The sequence below is a fragment of the Qipengyuania sp. NPDC077563 genome, from assembly GCF_044901345.1.
GTDB classification, from domain to species: Bacteria; Pseudomonadota; Alphaproteobacteria; order Sphingomonadales; family Sphingomonadaceae; genus Qipengyuania; species Qipengyuania aestuarii.
In genome coordinates this window covers 443,790-463,263 of the sequence record NZ_JBJDPC010000003.1, presented here as the reverse complement: position 1 = coordinate 463,263, position 19,474 = coordinate 443,790, and the positions used below count along the sequence as shown (strand labels likewise).

The 19,474-nt window shown below is 64.4% G+C and carries 20 protein-coding genes; 11 read left to right on the top strand and 9 right to left on the bottom strand.

The genetic code is table 11. The features are described 5' to 3' along the window. Positions 1-199: 199 nt before the first annotated feature. The 3 genes from prmC to hisS form a co-directional block, all read right to left on the bottom strand. Positions 200-1,018 carry a peptide chain release factor N(5)-glutamine methyltransferase gene (gene prmC, locus ACI2I1_RS13425; RefSeq protein WP_404679666.1) on the bottom strand — a complete coding sequence of 273 codons (819 nt, stop codon included), beginning with the start codon at positions 1,016-1,018 and terminating at the stop codon, positions 200-202. A gap of 1 nt (position 1,019) precedes the next feature. Beyond that, complete coding sequence (gene prfA, locus ACI2I1_RS13420) at positions 1,020-2,087, bottom strand: peptide chain release factor 1 (protein ID WP_224812963.1); 1,068 nt, start codon at positions 2,085-2,087, stop codon at positions 1,020-1,022. 201 nt (positions 2,088-2,288) lie between these two features. Then, positions 2,289-3,548, bottom strand: coding sequence for a histidine--tRNA ligase (gene hisS / locus ACI2I1_RS13415; protein WP_404679499.1), 1,260 nt, complete (start codon positions 3,546-3,548; stop codon positions 2,289-2,291). A gap of 94 nt (positions 3,549-3,642) precedes the next feature. Between hisS and ACI2I1_RS13410 the strand changes: the two genes are divergently transcribed. The 3 genes from ACI2I1_RS13410 to ACI2I1_RS13400 all read left to right on the top strand — a co-directional run bounded on the left by ACI2I1_RS13410 (position 3,643) and on the right by ACI2I1_RS13400 (position 6,709). Beyond that, positions 3,643-5,589 carry a M61 family metallopeptidase gene (locus ACI2I1_RS13410; RefSeq protein ID WP_404679498.1) on the top strand — a complete coding sequence of 649 codons (1,947 nt, stop codon included), beginning with the start codon at positions 3,643-3,645 and terminating at the stop codon, positions 5,587-5,589. A gap of 135 nt (positions 5,590-5,724) precedes the next feature. Beyond that, the gene (gene ppa / locus ACI2I1_RS13405; RefSeq protein WP_404679497.1) at positions 5,725-6,264 is read left to right on the top strand and encodes an inorganic diphosphatase; all 540 of its coding nucleotides are present in this window, start codon (positions 5,725-5,727) and stop codon (positions 6,262-6,264) included. Positions 6,265-6,421: 157 nt separating this feature from the next. After that, the gene (locus tag ACI2I1_RS13400) at positions 6,422-6,709 is read left to right on the top strand and encodes a hypothetical protein (RefSeq protein ID WP_404679496.1); all 288 of its coding nucleotides are present in this window, start codon (positions 6,422-6,424) and stop codon (positions 6,707-6,709) included. A 13-nt stretch (positions 6,710-6,722) separates the two neighbouring features. On the opposite strand, the gene ACI2I1_RS13395 is transcribed toward ACI2I1_RS13400, so the two are convergent. The 3 genes from ACI2I1_RS13395 to ACI2I1_RS13385 form a co-directional block, all read right to left on the bottom strand. After that, a complete protein-coding gene (locus ACI2I1_RS13395) occupies positions 6,723-8,120 on the bottom strand; it encodes a mechanosensitive ion channel domain-containing protein (RefSeq protein ID WP_404679495.1) in 1,398 nt (465 codons plus the stop codon). Further along, a complete protein-coding gene (locus ACI2I1_RS13390; RefSeq protein WP_404679494.1) occupies positions 8,117-9,463 on the bottom strand; it encodes a TldD/PmbA family protein in 1,347 nt (448 codons plus the stop codon). The genes ACI2I1_RS13395 and ACI2I1_RS13390 overlap by 4 nt, the downstream gene beginning before the upstream one ends. A 75-nt stretch (positions 9,464-9,538) precedes the next feature. Continuing rightward, positions 9,539-9,916, bottom strand: coding sequence for a hypothetical protein (locus tag ACI2I1_RS13385; protein WP_404679493.1), 378 nt, complete (start codon positions 9,914-9,916; stop codon positions 9,539-9,541). A gap of 158 nt (positions 9,917-10,074) precedes the next feature. Here ACI2I1_RS13385 and lptB point away from each other — a divergent pair, with 158 nt between their 5' ends. The 7 genes from lptB to ACI2I1_RS13350 all read left to right on the top strand — a co-directional run bounded on the left by lptB (position 10,075) and on the right by ACI2I1_RS13350 (position 16,783). Then, positions 10,075-10,872, top strand: coding sequence for an LPS export ABC transporter ATP-binding protein (gene lptB, locus ACI2I1_RS13380; protein ID WP_404679492.1), 798 nt, complete (start codon positions 10,075-10,077; stop codon positions 10,870-10,872). A gap of 26 nt (positions 10,873-10,898) precedes the next feature. Beyond that, the gene (rpoN, locus tag ACI2I1_RS13375; RefSeq protein WP_404679491.1) at positions 10,899-12,353 is read left to right on the top strand and encodes an RNA polymerase factor sigma-54; all 1,455 of its coding nucleotides are present in this window, start codon (positions 10,899-10,901) and stop codon (positions 12,351-12,353) included. 143 nt (positions 12,354-12,496) lie between these two features. Next, the gene (gene ctrA, locus ACI2I1_RS13370) at positions 12,497-13,195 is read left to right on the top strand and encodes a response regulator transcription factor CtrA (RefSeq protein WP_404679490.1); all 699 of its coding nucleotides are present in this window, start codon (positions 12,497-12,499) and stop codon (positions 13,193-13,195) included. A gap of 289 nt (positions 13,196-13,484) precedes the next feature. Continuing rightward, on the top strand, positions 13,485-13,928 hold the full coding sequence (locus tag ACI2I1_RS13365; RefSeq protein ID WP_404679489.1) for a response regulator: 444 nt from the start codon (positions 13,485-13,487) through the stop codon (positions 13,926-13,928). Between the two features lie 60 nt (positions 13,929-13,988). Beyond that, positions 13,989-14,690 carry a tRNA (guanine(46)-N(7))-methyltransferase TrmB gene (locus tag ACI2I1_RS13360; RefSeq protein ID WP_404679488.1) on the top strand — a complete coding sequence of 234 codons (702 nt, stop codon included), beginning with the start codon at positions 13,989-13,991 and terminating at the stop codon, positions 14,688-14,690. A gap of 66 nt (positions 14,691-14,756) precedes the next feature. Further along, positions 14,757-16,124, top strand: a complete 1,368-nt coding sequence (locus ACI2I1_RS13355; protein ID WP_404679487.1) for an NAD-dependent succinate-semialdehyde dehydrogenase — start codon at positions 14,757-14,759, stop codon at positions 16,122-16,124. Positions 16,125-16,135: 11 nt separating this feature from the next. Next, on the top strand, positions 16,136-16,783 hold the full coding sequence (locus ACI2I1_RS13350; RefSeq protein WP_404679486.1) for an SDR family NAD(P)-dependent oxidoreductase: 648 nt from the start codon (positions 16,136-16,138) through the stop codon (positions 16,781-16,783). A 13-nt stretch (positions 16,784-16,796) separates the two neighbouring features. Here ACI2I1_RS13350 and ACI2I1_RS13345 read toward each other — a convergent pair whose 3' ends face one another. Continuing rightward, on the bottom strand, positions 16,797-17,402 hold the full coding sequence (locus ACI2I1_RS13345; protein WP_404679485.1) for an outer membrane protein: 606 nt from the start codon (positions 17,400-17,402) through the stop codon (positions 16,797-16,799). A 226-nt stretch (positions 17,403-17,628) separates the two neighbouring features. On the opposite strand from ACI2I1_RS13345, the gene ACI2I1_RS13340 reads away from it, so the two are divergent. Then, entirely contained in the window at positions 17,629-18,336 is a 708-nt protein-coding gene (locus ACI2I1_RS13340; RefSeq protein ID WP_404679484.1) for a DUF3592 domain-containing protein, read from the top strand. On the opposite strand, the gene ACI2I1_RS13335 is transcribed toward ACI2I1_RS13340, so the two are convergent. Together ACI2I1_RS13335 and ACI2I1_RS13330 are read right to left on the bottom strand one after the other, a co-directional pair. After that, entirely contained in the window at positions 18,333-18,986 is a 654-nt protein-coding gene (locus tag ACI2I1_RS13335; RefSeq protein ID WP_404679483.1) for an aminotransferase class V-fold PLP-dependent enzyme, read from the bottom strand. The two genes, ACI2I1_RS13340 and ACI2I1_RS13335, sit on opposite strands and share 4 nt — an antisense overlap. After that, on the bottom strand, positions 18,920-19,471 hold the full coding sequence (locus ACI2I1_RS13330) for a hypothetical protein (protein WP_404679482.1): 552 nt from the start codon (positions 19,469-19,471) through the stop codon (positions 18,920-18,922). Before ACI2I1_RS13330 ends, ACI2I1_RS13335 begins: the two co-directional genes overlap by 67 nt. Between the last annotated feature and the right edge of the window lie 3 nt (positions 19,472-19,474).

Below are 19,474 nucleotides of genomic sequence, written 5' to 3'. Positions count from 1 at the left end.
TCCGCCTCTGGCCGCGTAATCCATCGTTCATGCAGCGCCCTCACGCAGCATGCGTGCCCCTGTCTGTGCATGGTATGCAACAGCTGAAAGCCGCGCACCGGAACTGCCATGTCGGAGCTTTGGACCGGTGGGTCGAACACTCTCGCGCACCACTGGCCTGTGGCCAGAGTTAGAGGGTCGAATCGGCTTTGCCAACCCCCTATCTCAGAATGAGTGCACGAGGGCGATTTGCAAGGTCCCGCCGCAGCTCGGATGAAAAGCCGTTTTCGGCGGCCAGGGCGCCAACCGCCTCGGCCTGCTCATGCCCGATTTCGAGGATCGCGATCCCTTCTGGCGCCAGCAGGCCGCGCAGGCAAGGCAGCAGCAGGCGATAATCGTCCAGCCCCTCCGGCCCGGCGAACAGGGCAGTGGCCGGCTCGTGGTCGCGCACATCCGGATCGAGCGCGGCGCCGTCTTCCACATAGGGCGGATTGCACAGCACGATGTCGAACGCGCCCAAAGTCGCCGCCCAGCCTTCCTCGCGCCAGTCGAGCAGATGGAACCGCACGCGGTCCTCAAGGCCCAGCAGGTCGGCATTGTCATGCGCCACGCCGAGCGCGGCGGGCGAGAAGTCAGTCCCGATCCCGCTGGCCCCGGTCTCGGCGACCACGCTCAGCAACAGCGCCCCGGTGCCTGTGCCGAGGTCGAGCACGCGCTGCGCCGCCGGCTTCAGCTCCAGCGCGGCCTCCACCAGCATCTCGCTGTCGCCGCGCGGGATCAGCGTATCGGGAGTGACGCGAAACTCGCGGCCGAAGAACTCCTGATAGCCGAGGATATGCGCCACCGGTTCGTTCGCCGCGCGCCGATCGACCAGATCGCCGTAGCTCGCAGGCGCAGGATCGCGCATCGAGCGCAGCAGCATTTCCGAGCGGCCCGTGCCCAGCGCATGCGCCATCAGCAATTCGGCATCGAGCCGGGCGGTATCGCTCGTCGCCGCGAGCCGCCCGGCCGCCGCGCGGATGGCATCGCCGACATTCATGTCACTCACTGAGCGCCGCGAGTCGCTTGGCCTCGTCCTCCGCGATCAGCGCATCGACCAGTTCGCCCAGCCCCGGCCCGGCGATGATCTCGGGCAGCTTGTGCAGGGTCAGCCCGATGCGGTGATCGGTCACGCGGCCCTGCGGGAAGTTGTAGGTGCGGATGCGTTCGGAACGGTCGCCGCTGCCCACCATCGCCCGCCGCGCCTCGGCCTCGGCCCCCTGCGTCGCTTCGCGCTGGGCGTCGTACAGGCGCGTGCGCAGCACCTGCATCGCCTTTTCCTTGTTCTTGTGCTGGCTGCGCGCATCCTGGCAGGTCACCACCGTACCGGTCGGCAGGTGAGTGATGCGGATCGCGCTGTCTGTCGTATTGACGTGCTGCCCGCCCGCGCCGCTGGCGCGGTAGGTATCAATCTTGAGGTCGCCCGCATCGATCTGGACATCCACCTCGTCCGGTTCGGGCAGGACCGCCACCGTGGCGGCAGAGGTGTGAATGCGCCCCCCGCTCTCGGTTTCGGGCACGCGCTGCACGCGGTGCACGCCGCTTTCGAACTTGAGCTTGGCGAAGACCCCATTGCCCGCGACATTGGCGACGATTTCCTTGAAACCGCCGACTTCGCTGGCATTCATGCTGACCGGCTCCACCTTCCAGCCCTGCTCTGCGGCATAGCGTTCATACATGCGGAAGAGATCGCCCGCGAACAGCGCCGCTTCATCGCCGCCCGTACCGGCGCGGATTTCGAGCATGGCGGGCTTGTTGTCGGCGCTGTCGCGCGGGAGCATGGCGATGGCCAGCTGCCGTTCCGCCTCGGGCAGGCGCTCGCGCAGTTCGGCCAGTTCCTCTTCGGCCATGGCCTTCATTTCGGGATCGGCCAGCATTTCCTCGAGACCGGCGATCTCCTCGCGCGCCGATTTCACTTCGGCAGCCACGCGGGCGACCGGCTCCAGCTCGGCATAGTCGCGGCTCGCCTGGACGAAGGCGTCGCCTTCCAGCGTGCCCGACGCCATGCGCGCCTCGAGCTCGGCGAAGCGATGGGCGATCTGGTCGAGACGTTCGGCGGGGACTTGCAAGGTTAGAACTCTGTTTCCTGAACGATGGAGCGCCTGGAGCACGGTCCAGGGGTAAAAAACCCGATGGCGGCAAGCGTCCCGCGACTGGGTGCGGGATCAAGAAATCGCTTATCGGGCATGGAGGGGCATTAGCCCCGAACGGGGCGTGTAGGAAAGGGCGGGATGGCGCTTGGCCCCAACTCCCGCCCGATTTCCAGAACCTCAGCCGTTCCAGCGGCCTGCAAAGATGGCTTCCGCTTCGGTCGCCCGCGCATAGTCGCTGTCGGCGCTGGTGAGCGTCTGCGTGTGCTGACCATCCCTTACGTCGAACGAAATCAGCACGGCGGGATCGGCCTTGCGCGCCTTGTCGAAGCGCTTGCGCGGGCTGCCCGTGGCGAACAGTTCGGCGTTGAAGCCCTGGCGCCGGAAGATGGCCACCATCTCGGCGGCATCGCCTTCACGCTCGGAATTTTCGGCTGCGATGGCGATTTCCAGCCGTTCGGTGCCCTTGCCATCGCACAGCATCGCCAGCCGCTCGATCCCGGCGGCCCAGCCGACTGCGGGCGTGGGCGCGCCGCCCAGGCTTTCCATCAGCCCGTCATAGCGGCCGCCGCCCAGGATCGTGCTCTGGCTGCCGAGCTTGCCGGCGGCCTCGCTGCCCTCGTCGGGAATGAATTCGAAGGCGGTGTGGCGATAGTAATCGAGGCCGCGCACCAGGCTTTCGGCGCGCGTCCACTTGACCCCGGCGGCATCGAGGCCGCCGGTCACGGCATCGAAAAAGGCGCGGGCGCCGCCCGACAGGAACTGGTCGATCTTGGGCGCGTCGGCGACGAACTTCTGGTCGCGGCGGTCCTTGGAATCGAGAATGCGCAGCGGGTTCTTTTCCAGCCGCTCCTGCGAATCCTCGCTCAGTTCGTCCTTCACCGCGCGGAAATGCTCGACCAGCGCGGCGCGCCAGGCTTCGCGGCTGTCGCCATCGCCCAGCGTGTTGAGATGCAGCGTAACCCCGGTAATGCCGAGTTCCTTCAGCACCTGATCGGCCATGGTCAAAAGCTCGACATCGGCCTGCGGTTCGCCCGCGCCGATGATTTCGGCATCGATCTGGTGAAATTGGCGATAGCGCCCCTTCTGCGGGCGTTCGTAACGGAACAGCGGGCCGTGGGTCGCCAGCTTGACCGGGGCATATTGCTGCCAGCCATTGGACAGGAAGGCGCGCGAAATACCGGCGGTGAATTCGGGCCGCAGCGTCAGCGATTCGCCGCCGCGATCCTCGAAGGAATACATTTCCTTCGACACGATATCGGTCGTCTCGCCGATCGAGCGGGCGAACACCTCGGTCTTCTCGAAAACGGGCATTTCGACCCGGCGGAAGCGGTAGAGGCGGCGCACGCGTTCGAAGGTTTCGACCACGAAAGCGAAGGCTTCCGCATCGGGTCCGAAAATATCCTGCGTGCCGCGAATGGCTTGGGGTGTCTTGCTCATCGGGCGCGCGTCTAGCGCGTTCGGTGGAGAGGGGGAAGCCGCTCGTCGAGAGTTCGCTTGCCATATATGGGGGGCGCCCGCATGGCGTGGCCCCATGAAAACCGTCTCCACGCCGATCGCCCTCGCCGCCGCCCTTCTCCTCGCCTCGGGTGCCAGCGCCCAGTCGCGGCCCGAAGCCAATTCCGCCCCCATCGCCCCGCAGCTGGACGATGCCACGCCGCTGCCGCAGGACACCGCCTGGCCGGGCGGCACGATCAGGCTGGAAATCGACGCGACCGATACGCGCCGCGCGCTCTATTCGGTGAAGGAAACGATCCCCGTTCCCGCCGGGATGGATCAGCTGAACCTGCTGCTGCCCGAATGGCTGCCCGGCAAGCATGCCGCGCGCGGTGCCGCCAATCTGGTCTCCGACATCCGCTTCACCGCGAACGGCCAGCCGCTCAAATGGAGCCGCGACCCGCTCGACGTCTATCGCTACCGCGTCAGCCTGCCGCAAGGCACCAGCGAAGTGGTGGCCACCTTCCGGCACACCTCGCCCGTGACCGGCAGCGAGGGCCGCATCTCGATGACGCAGGAAATGTTCAACCTGCAGTGGGAAGCGATGAGCCTTTATCCCGAAGGCCATTACACCCGGCGCATCGAAATCCTGCCCACGGTCAAGGTGCCGCAAGGCTGGCAGGTCTTCACCGCGCTCGACGGCCAGACCCGCAGCGGCGACATGGTGAGCTGGGACGAAGTCGATTACGAAACGCTGGTCGATTCGCCGATCTTCGCGGGCAAATATGCGCGCCAGTGGGAAGTGGGTGAAGATGTCCGGCTGGATGCGGTGGCCGATGCGCCCAAATATCTGGAGCTGGCGCCAGAAAACCTCGCCCGCTTCGAACGGCTGGTGGATGAGGCCGACGCCCTGTTCGGCGCACGCCCGTTCGACCATTACGACATCCTGCTGGCCATGACGGACCGGATGGGCGGCATCGGGCTCGAACATCACCGCTCGGCGGAAAACCAGTACGAACCCACCGCACTGATCGACTGGGACAAGATGGACTGGGACCACAATGTCGTCAGCCACGAACTGGTGCATAGCTGGAACGGCAAGTTCCGCCGCCCCGAAGGACTGTGGACCCCCGATTACCGCACGCCGATGCAAGATACGCTCCTGTGGGTCTACGAAGGCCAGACGCAGTTCTGGGGCTGGGTGCTGGCGGCGCGCTCAGAATTCCAGAAGAAGGAAACCGTGCTCGGCATGTTTGCCAATGCGGCGGCCAATTATTCAGAAGGCCAGCCCGGCCGCGCCTGGCGCAGCGTCGAGGACACGACCTATGATCCGATCGTCAATTCGCGCCGCCCGCTGCCTTACAGCTCGCTCCAGCGCAGCGAGGATTATTATGTCGAAGGCGCGCTGACCTGGCTCGAAGCGGATCAGATCATCCGCCAAGGCACAAAGGGAAAGAAGGGGCTCGACGATTTCGCCCGCGCCTTCTTCGGCAAGGAAGACGGTGACTGGGGCGTGCTGACCTATGATTTCGACGAAGTCGTGGAGACGCTGAATTCGGTCTATGCCTATGACTGGGCCGCATTCCTCGACACGCGTCTGCGCCAACCCAACCAGCCCGCCCCGCTGCGCGGTCTGGAAATGGCTGGCTACCGGCTGGTCTGGAAAGACGAACCCAATCCCTACGCCGCGGGCCGGATCGCCAATGGCAAATATACCGACCTGTTCTATTCGCTGGGCATCAATCTCAACAGCGATGGCAAGGTAACCTCCACCCTGTGGGACGGACCCGCCTTCAATGCGGGCATCGTCAACGGCACGCAGATCATGGCGGTCAACGGCACGGCCTATTCGAAGGATGTGATCACCGAAGCGGTGACGGCGGCCAAGACCAGCGGCGATGCAATCGACCTGCTGGTGAAACGCGGGGAGCGCTTCGACACGGTATCGATTCGCTATGACGGCGGCCTGCGCTATCCCTGGATCGAACCGGCCGCCGGCGGCACCACCGCATTCGACCGCCTGCTGGAAGCCCGCGCGCGCTGAGGAACCGGCCCGAAAGCTGCCGCCGCGTGGTTATCACTATCTTGCGGTAACCACGCGCGGCGGTTAGGGCGCGCCCCGCGAAGTCTTTCCGGGGAGAGGGGCCGACCGAATTTCTCATCTAGCTAGAGAGCTATAATGCGTATCGACATGATTCCCGTGGGCGATGATGTGCCCAACAGCCTGAACGTCATCATCGAAGTCCCCACTGGCGGCGAACCGGTGAAGTATGAATTCGACAAGGACAGCGGCGCGCTGTTCGTCGACCGTATCCTGCACACGCCGATGCGCTATCCGGCGAATTACGGCTTCATCCCGCACACGCTGAGCCCCGATGGCGACCCGCTCGACGCGCTGGTCATCGCGCGTTCGCCCTTCATCCCGGGCTGCGTCGTGCGTGCCCGCCCGATCGGCGTGCTGAACCTGGAAGACGAACACGGCGGCGACGAAAAGCTCGTCTGCGTGCCGATCGACACGACCTTCCCCTATTATTCGGACGTTGCCGAAACGAAGGATCTGCCCTCGATCATCTTCCAGCAGATCGAACACTTCTTCACCCACTACAAAGACCTGGAAAAGGAAAAGTGGGTCCGCGTCGGCGCCTGGGGCGATGCGGCGGAAGCCAAGAAGATCGTGCACGAAAGCATCGAACGCTACGAAGCGAAGAAGCAGAAATAAGGATCGAGGGGCGCCACCGAGCGCCCCTTTTTCTTGGGGCCTGCCCGTTTGGCTTGAGGGAAGGATGGTCGGCGGTTGAACAATTGCCGCAGAAGCGATAGAAGTTGTTATGTTATCTTGTGACTCAATCCCATCAAAAGAGCCAAGAGGAATTTTCGTGAAGAAACTGCTTATTGCCGCCGGTCTCATCTCGCTTGGGGCGCTTTCCGCCTGCGGCGAGGCGCATACCGATGCCGACACGCCTGCCGATGCCATGGCCACCGACAATGATGCCGAAGACATAATCGTGGAAGAGATCGGTGCAGTCGAAGATCACGCCGATCTGGCCGAAGATCGCGCCGCCGATGCCGATACGCCCGAAGAGCGCGCGCGGCTGGAAGAGCATGCCGACCAGCTTGATGCGCGCGCCGACAGGCTGGAAGAGGAAGCCGACCGGGTCGACTAGGCCCGGTCCGCAGTCACTCCACGGGGCGTGAATGGTCGAGCAGGTCCTTTTCCTGCTCGCTGCCCGTTTCGCGCCGTTCCTTGTCGACCATCTCGGCGATCTCGTTGACCGGGCGGATGTCTTCGTCGGCCTCGGTGACGGTCACCTGCCGCACCGGCTTGGGCGCTTTCGTGTCCTTGCGTTCGCCGCCCTCGGCGATGTTCTCGAACGGCAGCGTCGCGGAACGCGGGTCGAAGCGCAGGCGGTAGATCGGTTCGGGCAGGCCGAAGCCGGCGTCCTCCAGCGCTTCCTTCACCGCGGGGATGGCGCGGCTCTGCGCCTTGAACCAGTCGGTCTTGTTCTGGTCGACCCAGCCCAGGAAGCGGATCACGACATTGGAATCGCCGACTTCGACGATGCGCGCCTCCGGCGGCGGATCGGACAGGATGAAATCGAGCGAGCCCAATGTCTCGCGGCCCAGCTGGCGGGCGGCGCGCGCATCGTCATCGGCATCCACGCCGAGATCGAATTCGAAGCGGCGCTGCGGGTTGCGGCTGAAATTGGTGATGACCGCCTTGAACACCTGGCTGTTGGGCACGCGCAGATGGTTGCCGTCGAGCGTCATCATTACCGTGGCGCGGCTGGTCAGGCGGATCACCCGCCCTTCGAGATTGTCGATCAGCACATGGTCGTTGGCGCGGAATGGCTGGCGCAGGCTGAGCATGAGCGAGGCGACGTAATTCTCGATCGTGTCGCGCAGCGCAAATCCGAGTGCCAGGCCGATGACCCCCGCCCCACCCAGCACGGCGCCAAGCAAGGCGCTCGCCCCGACGATATCGAGCGCGACCACCAGTCCGCCGACGACGAAGACGAAGCGCAGCGCGCTGGCGATGAGTTCGGCCAGAAAACTGTTGGGCGCAATCCTGTGCCACAGCGAGCCGAGCCCGGCGATGAGATAGCCGATCAGCGAGATACCCGCCCACACCAGCAACGCCAGGCCGATCAGCGGCAACAGCGCGATCAGCCCGTCCCATTTATCCGCCAGGCTGGCAATGCCCGAAGCTTGCGCGGACACCGAAACGTCGCGCTCCAGCCCGTTTTCCACCGTGACCACGCCGGTCACCCGGCTGGCGATGGCTTCGGCACGGGCGACGTCTTCCTGCTTGGGCACGGTGCCCGACAGGGTGACGACGCCCTGGCTGACCGCCACGTCCACCGCCTGGAAGGCGGGCAGTTCGGCAAAGATGCCTTCTATCCGGTCGGCCATGCGTTGGTCGGCGCCGGCATCCTGCGTATCGTCGATCGCCTGCGCCGGAGCCGACGTTTCGGCGGGCGCGGGATCGCTTTCCGGCGCGCTCGGCAGGATGGCCAGCGCGGGCGCGGCAACCATCGCCGACAGCGCAAGAGCGGCTGCGGCAACCAGCCGCTTCATTCGCCCGCCACCATCATGCCGTCGACGCGCAGCGTGGGCACATTGATCGACCGGTGCATCTCGAGGTCGTCGGCGGGGGTGAGCGCGCGGTACATTTCGAGGAGGGTACCCGCGATGGTGATTTCCGCAACCGGTTCGGCGATCTGGCCCTGGCGGATCCGAAAACCCGTCGCCCCGCGGCTGTAATCGCCGGTGACGGTATTGACGCCCTGCCCGAACAGCGAGGTGACATAGAGCCCGTCCTCGATATCCGCCATCAGCGCTTCGGGTGAAACCGCGCCGGGTTCCATATGCACATTGCTGGCGCTGACGCCCGGCGATCCGCCGCCCCCGCGCGAGGCATGGCCGGTCAGTTCGAGGCCGAGCTGGTCGGCGGAGGACACATTGGTCAGCCAGCCGGTAACGCGGCCACCGCGCACCAGTTCGCGCGGGCCGGTGCGCACGCCTTCGCCATCGAAGGGGCGCGAACGCTGGCCGCGTTTGCGCAGGGGATCTTCCACGATGCGGATGGCCGGATCGAACAGTTCGTCGGCCTCATGCCCCAGAAGGAAGCTGGCCTTGCGCGCAATCGCCGGGGCCGACATCGCGCCCAGCAGATGGCCGACAAGCCCGCCCGCGATGCGCGGTTCGAAGACTACCGGCAGCTTGCTGCTGGGGATCGATTTCGGGTTCAGCCGCTCCACCGCGCGCCGCCCGGCTTCGCTGCCCACAGTTTCCGGCGCGGGCAGATCGGCAAGGAAACGCGCGCCCCGCGAGGCGTGATCGGTCTGCATCGAACTGCCCTCGCCCGCCACCACGCTGGCAGACAGAGAAAAGCCGCTGCCGGCATAACCGCGGGCGAAACCGGTCGATGTCGCCAACGCGACCACGGCGCGGCTGGCGCCCGCGCTGCCGCCATTGCTGTTGGTGACGCCTGCCACAGCGCGCGCGGCCTCCTCGGTCGCGAGCGCGGCTTCGCGCAGGGCTGCCGGATCGGGCTGATCGGGATCGTCGAGTTCGAGATCAGGCATGTCGCCGGTGAACTGCGCATCGGCAGGGGCGAGGCCAGCATGCCGGTCTTCGGGCGCGTGGCGCGCCATCTGCACCGCGCGTTCGGCCAGCGCCTTCAAACCTTCGGGCGCGAAATCGCTGGTATGGATCGAGGCGGAGCGTTTGCCGACGAAGACGCGCAGGCCGATCTCCTCGCTTTCGGAGCGTTCAACCTCTTCCAGCCGGCCGAGTCGCATCGACACGGATTCCGAAGCATTGGCCCGTGCCACGGCGTCGGCTGCGTCCGCACCGGTCTTCTGCGCCAGTGCCACGAGTTCCTGGCAGCGCGCCAGTGCGGTTTCTTTATCGATCATGCCTCGCCTTCAACTCCGCAAACCCTGTGAAGGGTCCGGCTAGGGAGCCGGTGCGGGCGGCGCAAGCCCGGAAGGTCAGGCGGCGAAGATCGCCTTGAAGAATGCGGTCAGCACGAAGGGCAGGCCGATGGCAATCGCCCACAGCAGCACCTGATCGCGGCGATAGGCGCTGCGCAGGCTTGCATCATGCGCGCTGTCCCCGGGCAGATCCTTCCAGCGTTTTTCGAACCAGCGACACGCCGGGATGATGGCCCCGACCAGCAGGATCAGCGCGAAATAGGGGATGGTGCTGGAAACGCCGTCCTTCAGTGCTTCCACGGTCACGAAGATCTGGAGGCCGGTGTAGACGATGAGCGCCAGCGCGACATTGTCGCTCATTTTCTTGGACCAGTCCGGCGAACCGCTGTGCGTTACGGTTGCGACACCGTGTTCCCTATCCAGTGCTTTAGCCATCGCTCGTCTCCCCAGACTGTTGATGAAGGCATAGTTTCAAATTTGTGACCTTAAGGCAAGCGCCGCGCGAGAAGCCTGTTCTTGGCGCCCGCCGGACAATTCGCGGCGCTTTGCAGGGCAGACTTCGGTCGGGGGTTTTACAAACCGGTCCGCATGCTATGGCAAGCACCATGGACCAAGACGTGATCAGCCCGGACAATGAAGACGTCCATGATGCCGCCCCGCCCATCCCGCAGGGCGGGCTGGAAGTCATCTCGATCGCGAAGAGCTATGACAAGCGGCAGGTGCTGACCGACATCTCGCTCAGCGTCGGCAAGGGCGAAGTGCTCGGACTGCTCGGCCCAAATGGCGCGGGCAAGACGACCTGTTTCTATTCGATCATGGGGCTGGTCCGGCCCGACGCCGGCCGCATCCTGATGGACGGCGAGGACGTGACCCGCCTGCCGATGTATCGCCGCGCGATCCTCGGGCTCGGCTATCTGCCGCAGGAAACCAGCATTTTCCGCGGCATGACGGTGGAACAGAACATCGCCTGCGTGCTCGAAATGGTCGAACCCGACCGGGATACGCGCGCGGCCGAACTGGACCGATTGCTCGACGAATTCGGCCTTACCCGCCTGCGCGAAAGCCCGGCGATGGCGCTGTCGGGCGGTGAACGCCGCCGCGCCGAAATCGCCCGCGCGCTGGCCGCCAAGCCGTCGATCATGCTGCTGGACGAACCCTTTGCCGGGATCGATCCGCTCTCGATCAGCGACATTCGCGATCTGGTGAAAGACCTGAAAACGCGCGGCATCGGCGTGCTGATCACCGATCACAATGTCCGCGAGACGCTGGAAATCGTCGACCGCGCCTGCATCATCTATGGCGGCCAGGTCCTGTTTGCCGGAACGCCCGAGGCGCTGGTGGCGGACGAAAACGTCAAACGGCTCTATCTCGGCGAGAACTTCACCCTGTGATCGCGGACGGCGCCCGGAGATAGACAATGGCGCTCGGCCCGAGGCTGGACCTAAGGCAATCCCAATCGCTGGTGATGACGCCGCAGCTGCAGCAGGCGATCAAGCTGCTGGCGCTGTCCAATCTCGAAATCGAAAGCTTCGTCGCCGAGGCGCTGGAGAGCAACCCGCTGCTCGAAGTGGGCGAGTTGCGCCACGAAAAGGGCGACGACCAGCCGGAAAGCGCGCCGGGCGAACACGAATCGACGCCCGATTTCGACGGCGAGACCGCGCTCGACATTGCCGATTATGCGCGGGACCCCGATTCCTCGCCCGCCGATCGCGGCGACTGGGCGCAGGCAGGCGGGCTGGCGAGCGGCGGGGAAGAGCTGCCCGATCTGGAGAACCGCTCGCGCAGCAATCTGAGCCTGGCTGAACATCTTGCCTCCCAGATCGGCGCGCTGGCGCATGACGCGCGCGAAGGGCTGATTGCCGGACGTATCATCCACGAACTCGATGAAGCGGGCTATCTCCATACCTCGCTGCGCGAATTGAGCGACGATTTGGGCGCCCCGCTGGCCGAAGTGGAGCGGGCGCTCATGCTGGTCCAGTCGCTCGATCCTACCGGGGTGGGCGCGCGCAGCCTGTCCGAATGCCTCGCCCTGCAGGCGCGCGAGGCGGATCGTTACGATCCCTGCATGGCGCGGCTGATCGACCATCTCGATCTGCTGGGCAGCGGGGATATCGCCCGGCTGCGGCGGCTATGCGATGTCGATGAGGAAGATTTCGCCGACATGCTGGCGGAACTGCGCAGCTATGACCCCAAGCCCGGCTCGCGCTTCGGCGGGGAGGCCGAGACCGCCATCGTCCCCGACGTGATCGTGAAACCAGCCGATGGCGGCGGCTGGCACATCCGCATCAACGAAGCCAGCCTGCCCCGGCTGGTGGTCAACCGCGACTATTACGTCGAGCTGGAAGCGGGCGCGCGCGACAAGGCCTCGCGCGCCTGGCTGAACGAACAGCTGGGCGAAGCGGACTGGCTGATCCGCGCGCTGGACCAGCGCCAGAAGACCATTTTGAAGACCGCCACCGAAATCGTGACCCGGCAGGAAGGCTTCTTCCGCGAAGGCGTTTCCGCCATGCGCCCGCTCACTCTGCGCGAGGTGGCGGAAAAGATCGAGATGCACGAATCGACCGTCAGCCGGGTGACGAGCAACAAATATCTGTCCTGCCCGCGCGGCACCTTCGAGATGAAATATTTCTTCTCCAGCGGGGTCGCCGCCGCCGATGGCGAAGGCGCCAGCAGCGAAGCGATCAAGGCCCGCATCCGCGCCCTGTGCGATGCCGAGGATGTGAAGAAGGTGCTGTCCGACCAGAAGCTGGCCGACCTGCTGAACGAAGAAGGATTCGATCTCGCCCGGCGCACGGTCGCCAAATATCGCGAGGCTATCGGCATCGGCTCTTCCGCCCAGCGCCGGCGGGCGAAGAAACTCCGCGCGCTGTGAAGGCAACCGCCGCCGTTGCATTTGGCGTGGGCGAATTTTACGTCGTTTTAACCTTTTCCATTCATACCCGATCTGGGTAACAAGGGTTTGGGCTTTTTTCTGACGGGAACGAGCCAGCGGATTTAGAGGCAAGGGGGCCGCCCATGCGAGTATTGCTGATCGAAGACGAGCCGACCACGGCGAAAGCCATCGAGCTCATGCTGACTACCGAGGGCTTTAACGTCTATTCTACTGATCTGGGCGAAGAAGGCCTCGATCTGGGCAAGCTGTATGATTACGACATCATCCTGCTCGACCTCAATCTTCCTGACATGCACGGCTATGACGTGCTCAAGAAATTGCGAGTCGCCAAGGTTCAGACGCCCGTCCTGATCCTCTCCGGCGTGGCCGAGATGGACAGCAAGATCCGCAGCTTCGGTTTCGGTGCCGACGATTACGTCACCAAGCCGTTCCACCGCGAAGAACTGATCGCCCGCATCCACGCCGTGGTGCGCCGCTCGAAGGGCCATAGCCAGTCGATCATCCGCACCGGCAAGCTCGCAGTGAACCTCGACGCCAAAACGGTCGAAGTCGATGGCGCCCGCGTCCATCTGACGGGCAAGGAATATGCGATGCTCGAGCTGCTCAGCCTGCGCAAGGGCACTACGCTGACCAAGGAAATGTTCCTCAACCACCTTTACGGCGGAATGGACGAACCCGAACTGAAGATCATCGACGTCTTCATTTGCAAGCTGCGCAAGAAATTGAGCCATGCCTGCAACGGTGAGAATTACATCGAAACCGTCTGGGGCCGTGGTTACGTCCTGCGCGACGACGAAGAAGAAGAGGCCGAAGCGGCCTGATCTTCTTTTCGGGTCGGATCATTTTTCCGACCCGCCGCAGATCAGGGTTGATCTTGCACGCATAAAATAGTTAACGCCGATTTTCTTAAATCGTTAAGCCGCTCGAAGCTTACAGTTTCGGGCGGCCTAATATTTGATTAACTATAATGCGTATTCTTCCGTAATTGAATATTTCGGCTGAACTGCGAGTTTACTCCCGGGCAACAAGTATAACTTGGCGGGTAAGCGGCGGGACCACTCTCTGTATGGCGCCTGCTGGCTTCCTCGATGCGTTTGGGGGGTAGGGAAGATGAAGGTCTGTAAAGTGCCACGGATTGTCATAGTCGAAGCGGACCGCGCGCTCGCCTTTATGATGGCCGAATCGTTCACGTCTGCCGGGTTTAAGGTTGTCGGCTGCGCTCGAAATGCCAGGGATGCGATCGAACTGGTGCAGCAGCACAAGCCCGATATGCTGATTCTCGAATTCGATCTCGAGGGACAGATGAACGGACTGGAGCTGGTGGCCCAGATCAAGTTGCGTCACCCGGCCACGCGGACCATTCTCGTCACCGGATGGGACATCAACGATATCGCTGCACGGATCGAAGGGGTTCACCCCGATCGCATCGTGCGCAAGCCCTTCATGCCCCAAAAGCTGATCGAGGTTATCGAGCATGCGCATCACCGCGCATCGCCGCTGCCCGCCGTGGCGGCCACGCTTCCCCCGCCGCCCCCTTCCTTTCACATGCATTGACTGGCGCGCGGGAACGACGGGCTGGACAAGCGCGGCCCGCTTGGCCTAGCGCGCCTGCCCATGTCAGCATTCAAGGAAGGCGATCCGACCACGCTCAACCGGCTCTACGGCCGCAGCCAGGGCAAACCCCTGCGCGCCGCACAGCAGGAACTAGTCGACAAGCTGCTGCCCCAGATCGCCGTTCCCGCCGAAGGGCCGGTCACCGCTGAAGGCCTGTTCGGCTTCGACCGGCCATTGCATTTCGAAATCGGTTTCGGCGGCGGCGAACACATGGCGTATCGCGCCGACATGCTGCCCGATCACGGCTTCATCGGGGCCGAACCTTTCGTCAACGGCGTTGCCCAGGCGCTGACCCATGTGCGCGATGGCGCCTTGGCCAATGTCCGCATCCATCACGGCGATGCGCTCGATGCCTTGGCCCGTGTGCCGGACGATGCGCTAACCATGGTCTATCTGCTTCATCCTGATCCCTGGCCCAAGAACAAGCATGCCAAGCGCCGGATGATGAACGATGGCCCGGTGCGCATGATTGCCGACAAGCTGAAGCCGGGCGGGGAATTCCGCTTTGGCACTGATCACGCGGTCTATCTGCGCCATGCACTGATGGTGATGCGCCGCTTCACCGACGAATTCGAATGGGTCGCCGCCGACCGGCACGCGTGGGAAAACCGCCCTTCTGGCTGGTGCGAAACGCGTTACGAACACAAGGCCCGCCACACCTATGGGCACGAGGTGTGGTATTTCCGCTTCCGGCGGAGATAGGCTTCGGAACGCTGCGGGGGGCGCGGCGATTGTTTGGGTGTAACCCCCAACCAAAGGCCCTCCCCCTTGATCACCACCATTAATCCCGCAACCGGCGAAACCATCGCCGAATATGAAACGCTCGATAAGAACGGCATCGACCGCAAGCTCGAGACTGCGACGCGCACCTATCGCGAGTGGCGCACCACTTCGATCGACAAGCGCACCAAGGTTCTCTCCGCCCTCGGCGATCTCTACGAGAGCAATAAGGAAGAGCTCGCAAAGCTCGCCGTGACCGAGATGGGTAAGCCCATCACCCAGGCGCGTAGCGAGGTCGGGAAATGCGCCAGCCTGCTGCATTATTATGCCGAGCATGGCCCGCCGATGCTCGATTCAAAATTCTGGGACCTGTCCGATGGCGGCCGGGCCGAGGCGCGCTGGCTGCCGCAGGGGCCGGTGCTCGCGGTGATGCCATGGAACTTCCCCTATTGGCAGGTTATCCGCTTCCTGGCGCCGACGATCCTGGCCGGGAATGTCGGCCTGCTGAAACATGCCAGCATCGTGCAGGGCGTTGCCCAGCGGATGGAGGAACTGGTGGTCGAGGCAGGCGGTCCCGAAGGCCTGTTCCAAAATCTGTGCGTATCCTCCGATCCGATTGCCGATGTCATTGCCGATACGCGCATCGTCGCCGCCACGCTGACGGGGAGCGAGGGCGCCGGCAGCGCCGTGGCGCAGCAGGCGGGCAAGCACCTGAAGAAGGTCGTGCTGGAACTGGGCGGCAGCGATCCCTTCATCGTAATGCCGTCCGCCGACATGGACCAGGCGGTAAAGGACGCCGTCACCGCACGCATCCAGAACAACGGCCAGTCCTGCATCTGCGGCAAGCGCACCATCGTCCATGCCGACATCTACGATGATTTTTCCGAACGGTTCATCCAGGCACTGAAGGACGTGAAGCTCGGCGATCCGATGGATGAGGACACCGGCCTTGGACCGCTGTCGAGCGAGGGCCAGCGCGATACCGTGCTGGATCAGGTCGAGAAGGCGAAGAAGGAAGGCTGCACCCTGCTCTTCGGCGCGGAGAAGATCGACAAGCCGGGCGCGTGGATGACTGCGGGCCTGCTGACCGATGTCGCAGTGGGCAGCGAAACCGGTACGGACGAGATCTTCGGCCCCGTCGGCCAGCTCTACAAGGCGAAGGATATCGACGAGGCGACGATGATCGCCAATGCCATTCCCTTCGGCCTCGGCTCTGCCGTCTGGACCAATGACGAGGGCGAGAAGGAGCATTTCGCCAACGCCATCGAAGCGGGCATGACGACCTTCAACGGCGTCAACGGCTCGAAGATCGAGGCGCCCTTCGGCGGCATCAAGCGGTCGGGCCACGGCCGCGAACTGGCCGAATTCGGCCTCCATGAATTCATGAACCTGAAAACGCTGGTCCACCCGGCGTAAGGAGACATCCAATGAGCAAGCATATTCTTATCGTCGGCGCATCGCGCGGCATCGGCCTCGGCCTCGCCGAGGAGTTCAAGGCGCGGGGCTGGCAGGTCACCGGAACCGAACGCTCGAAAAGCGATGATCTCCACGCGCTGGAGGATGTGTCGGTGGCGACGCTCGACGTCACCGATCCATCGACCTTCTCCATCGACGGCGAATTCGATGCGGTGATCGTCAATGCCGGGATCACCGGGGCGGAGCACCAGTCGAGCGAGAAGGCGACTGCGGACGAAGTGGCCAAGGTCATGATGACCAACGCCTTCGGCCCGGCGCATTTGGGCAAGGCGCTACTGCCGCAAATCAGGAAGGGCGGCTCGCTGTCCTTCATGAGCTCGCTGATGGGTTCGATCGAGGACAGCTCGGGCGGCTATGAACTCTACCGCACCAGCAAGACCGCGCAGAACATGCTCGCCAAGGGCATTGCCGAGCAGGAGGCGAAGGAACGCGGCGTGACCGTGCGTTCGCTCCACCCGGGCTGGGTGCAGACCGACATGGGCGGACCCAACGCCAAGATCACGGTAGAAGAAAGCGTGAAGGGCCTCGCCGATGTCGTCGAACAGGCGAGCGGTGACTACGCCTATGTCGATTACACCGGCAAGACCCTGCCGTTCTGATCGGCTCTAAAGCCTAGAAACGCAGTGCGAGACCGGCCACGACCTGGTCGGTCGTCGCGTCGCCCTGACCCGCATCGGCGAGATCATTGTATTTCGAACGGCGGTATTCGAGGCGGCCTTCCAGCGGTCCGGGCAGCTGCACCTGCAGGCCTGCGCCGTAGCGGATGCCGTCGGCATTCTCGTCCAGCTCGTCGAGCGAGCCGCTGTCGGTGAACGCCTTCGTATCGAGCGCGGTATAGCCCACCTTGCCATAGGCCGCGATGCCGGGCGTCAGCGCTACGCCGGCGCGCGCGCCGATGTAATACTGGCCGCCGGTCTCCAGCCCTTCGCGCGCGCCGCCGAAGCTGTCTGGGAAGCTTGTGGTGCCGTCGCTGGTGGACAGTTCGCCTTCCACGCCGACGAAGGCGCTGCCAAGGCTGAGGTCGTAGCCTGCATTGATGCCGTAAACCGCGCTGTCGGCGCTGGCCGTGGCGTTGCCGTCGGCCGCATCGACATCGACGCCTTCATAGCCGCCGAGCACGCCGACATAGAGGCCGCCGGGTGCGCGCGTGTCCTGCGCCATGGCCGGAGTGGCCGCGAGGCCGGCGCCGATCACGGCGAGTGCGAGTGCTTTTTTCATTATTCGTCCTTTCGAGTGCGATCCCTTGCACATGTCCCATTTGAATGGGGAAAGGCCCTTAGCCGCGAGTGCGCTTGCCAAAAGATGAACCTGCGAAAATTCGTCCGCCGAGCCGTTCCGGCAAGGGGTTCGGGCGTGATGGTTCGGCCCGCCGCAGCAGCGCGATCGACGCGCGCTGGCAGTTTATCGGCAACCCGCTAAACACGGGTTCGGGAGAGGGACGCGGATGCAGAAAAGGATGATCTTGCCGGGGGCGCTCTTTACGCAGGCGGGTGCGGCGGCGCTGGCGCTCGGCCTGTGGCTGGGCGCGGAGCAGTGGCAGTTCGCCCGCTCCGCCGTCGCTACGCAGGGGACAGTCGTCGGCCATACGGAATTCGAGGGCAAAGACGGCGAGCCGAATTTCGCGCCGCTTGTGGAATGGCGGGACGGGCAAGGCCGAATGCGCCGGTTCCGCGGCCAGATCGGCGGCCCGAACCCAGCCTACCGCCTGGGCCAGAGCATCGAGATGGCCTATCTGCCCGGCAATCCCAGCGATGCCCGTCTCACCGCTTTCTGGCCGGCATGGATGAAACCCATCATCGCGGTACTGATCGGTATTGCCTTCCTTGCCGCAGGCCTCTGGCTGCTTCGCGTCTTTCGTACCGAGCGCCGCCGTATCGCCTTCCTGATGCAGAACGGCAAGCCGATCGAAGCGCGCTTTCTCTACGCCCTGCCCGTGTCGAGCAGGCGGCAGGGCCCGCATGACTGCTGGCGGATCGTCTGCACGGGCGCCGATCCGCAGACGGGCGCCAAGCGCAATTTCAGGAGCGGCCCGGTGACGATCCACCCTGCGGCGCTGGAGAATGCGTCCTTCCGCGTCCTGATCGACCCAGCCGATCCGCGCAATTACCTCGTCGAGCTACCCGCTGGCCTGCCGCAAACGGTGCCGGCCTAGGCGAGGCATTCGCGCAAGGTCGCCAGCAGCGCGTCCGTATCGGCGGCGCTGTTGTAGAGATGCGGCGTGACGCGCAGCGAGCTGCCGCGCACCGAGACATGCACCTGTCGCTGCGCCAGCTTTTCAGTGAGCCCGGCGGGCAGGCCGTCGGGAAAACCGAGCGCGAGGAAATGCGGCGCGCGCGTGCCGATGGGGGCATGCGTCAGCCCCAGCTCGGCCGCCTCGCGGGCGATGGCATCGGTCCGGCGGCCCAGCTCGTCGGCGATTGCCGCGATCCCGAATTCCATCAGGAAATCCATTCCCGCGCCTGCGCCCATCAGCAAAGGCGCGTTCGATTTCTCGCCCATGTCGAAGCGCCGCGCGCCGGGCTGGAAATCGCTGCGATACTCGACCAGCCGCGAAAAATCTTCCGAGCCTGCCCGGTTGATCCAGTTATGTTCAATCGGCACGCCATCATGATGCTTCGGGTCGGCATAAAGCAGGCCGATCCCGTAAGGCCCCATCAGCCATTTGTAGCAAGCCGCCACGGCAAAATCGGGCTGCACCGCCGCAAAATCGAGCGGCATCGCGCCAAGCGACTGGGTCAGGTCGAGCACCAGCGCGGCCCCATGCGCGCGCGCCTTTTCGCCCACCGCCACCAGATCGACCATGCGCCCGTCCGCCCAGTGATTGTGCGGCACCGCCACGATGGCGGTATCCGGCCGATGGCATCGAGTACCGCCCCGCTCCAGCAGCTTTGCGACGGGCGCGACACGGCGATCACCTCGGCCCCGGCAGCCCGCGCCCTTTCCTGCCAGACATAGACATTGGAGGGAAACTGGTCGCCCAGCGTCACCACATTCTGCCCGGCGGCAAGCGGCAGATTGGCCGCCGCCACGGCCAGCCCGTAGCTCACCGATGGCACGATCGCGATCCTGTCTGGCGAAACGCCCGCCAGCCGCCCCGCGCTTTCGCGAAAGTTCTCGGCCACGCGGAAAAAATCGGCGGGGAGGAAATTCCACGGCTGTTCCTTCAGCCGCGCGCCTTCCACCATGGCCCCGCTCACCTCGCGGGAAAGCGGAGCCATATAGGCGCAATTCAGATAATGGACGTCGTCCGGGATGGAGAAGCGATGGCGCTGGTCGGCAATGCTCATCGC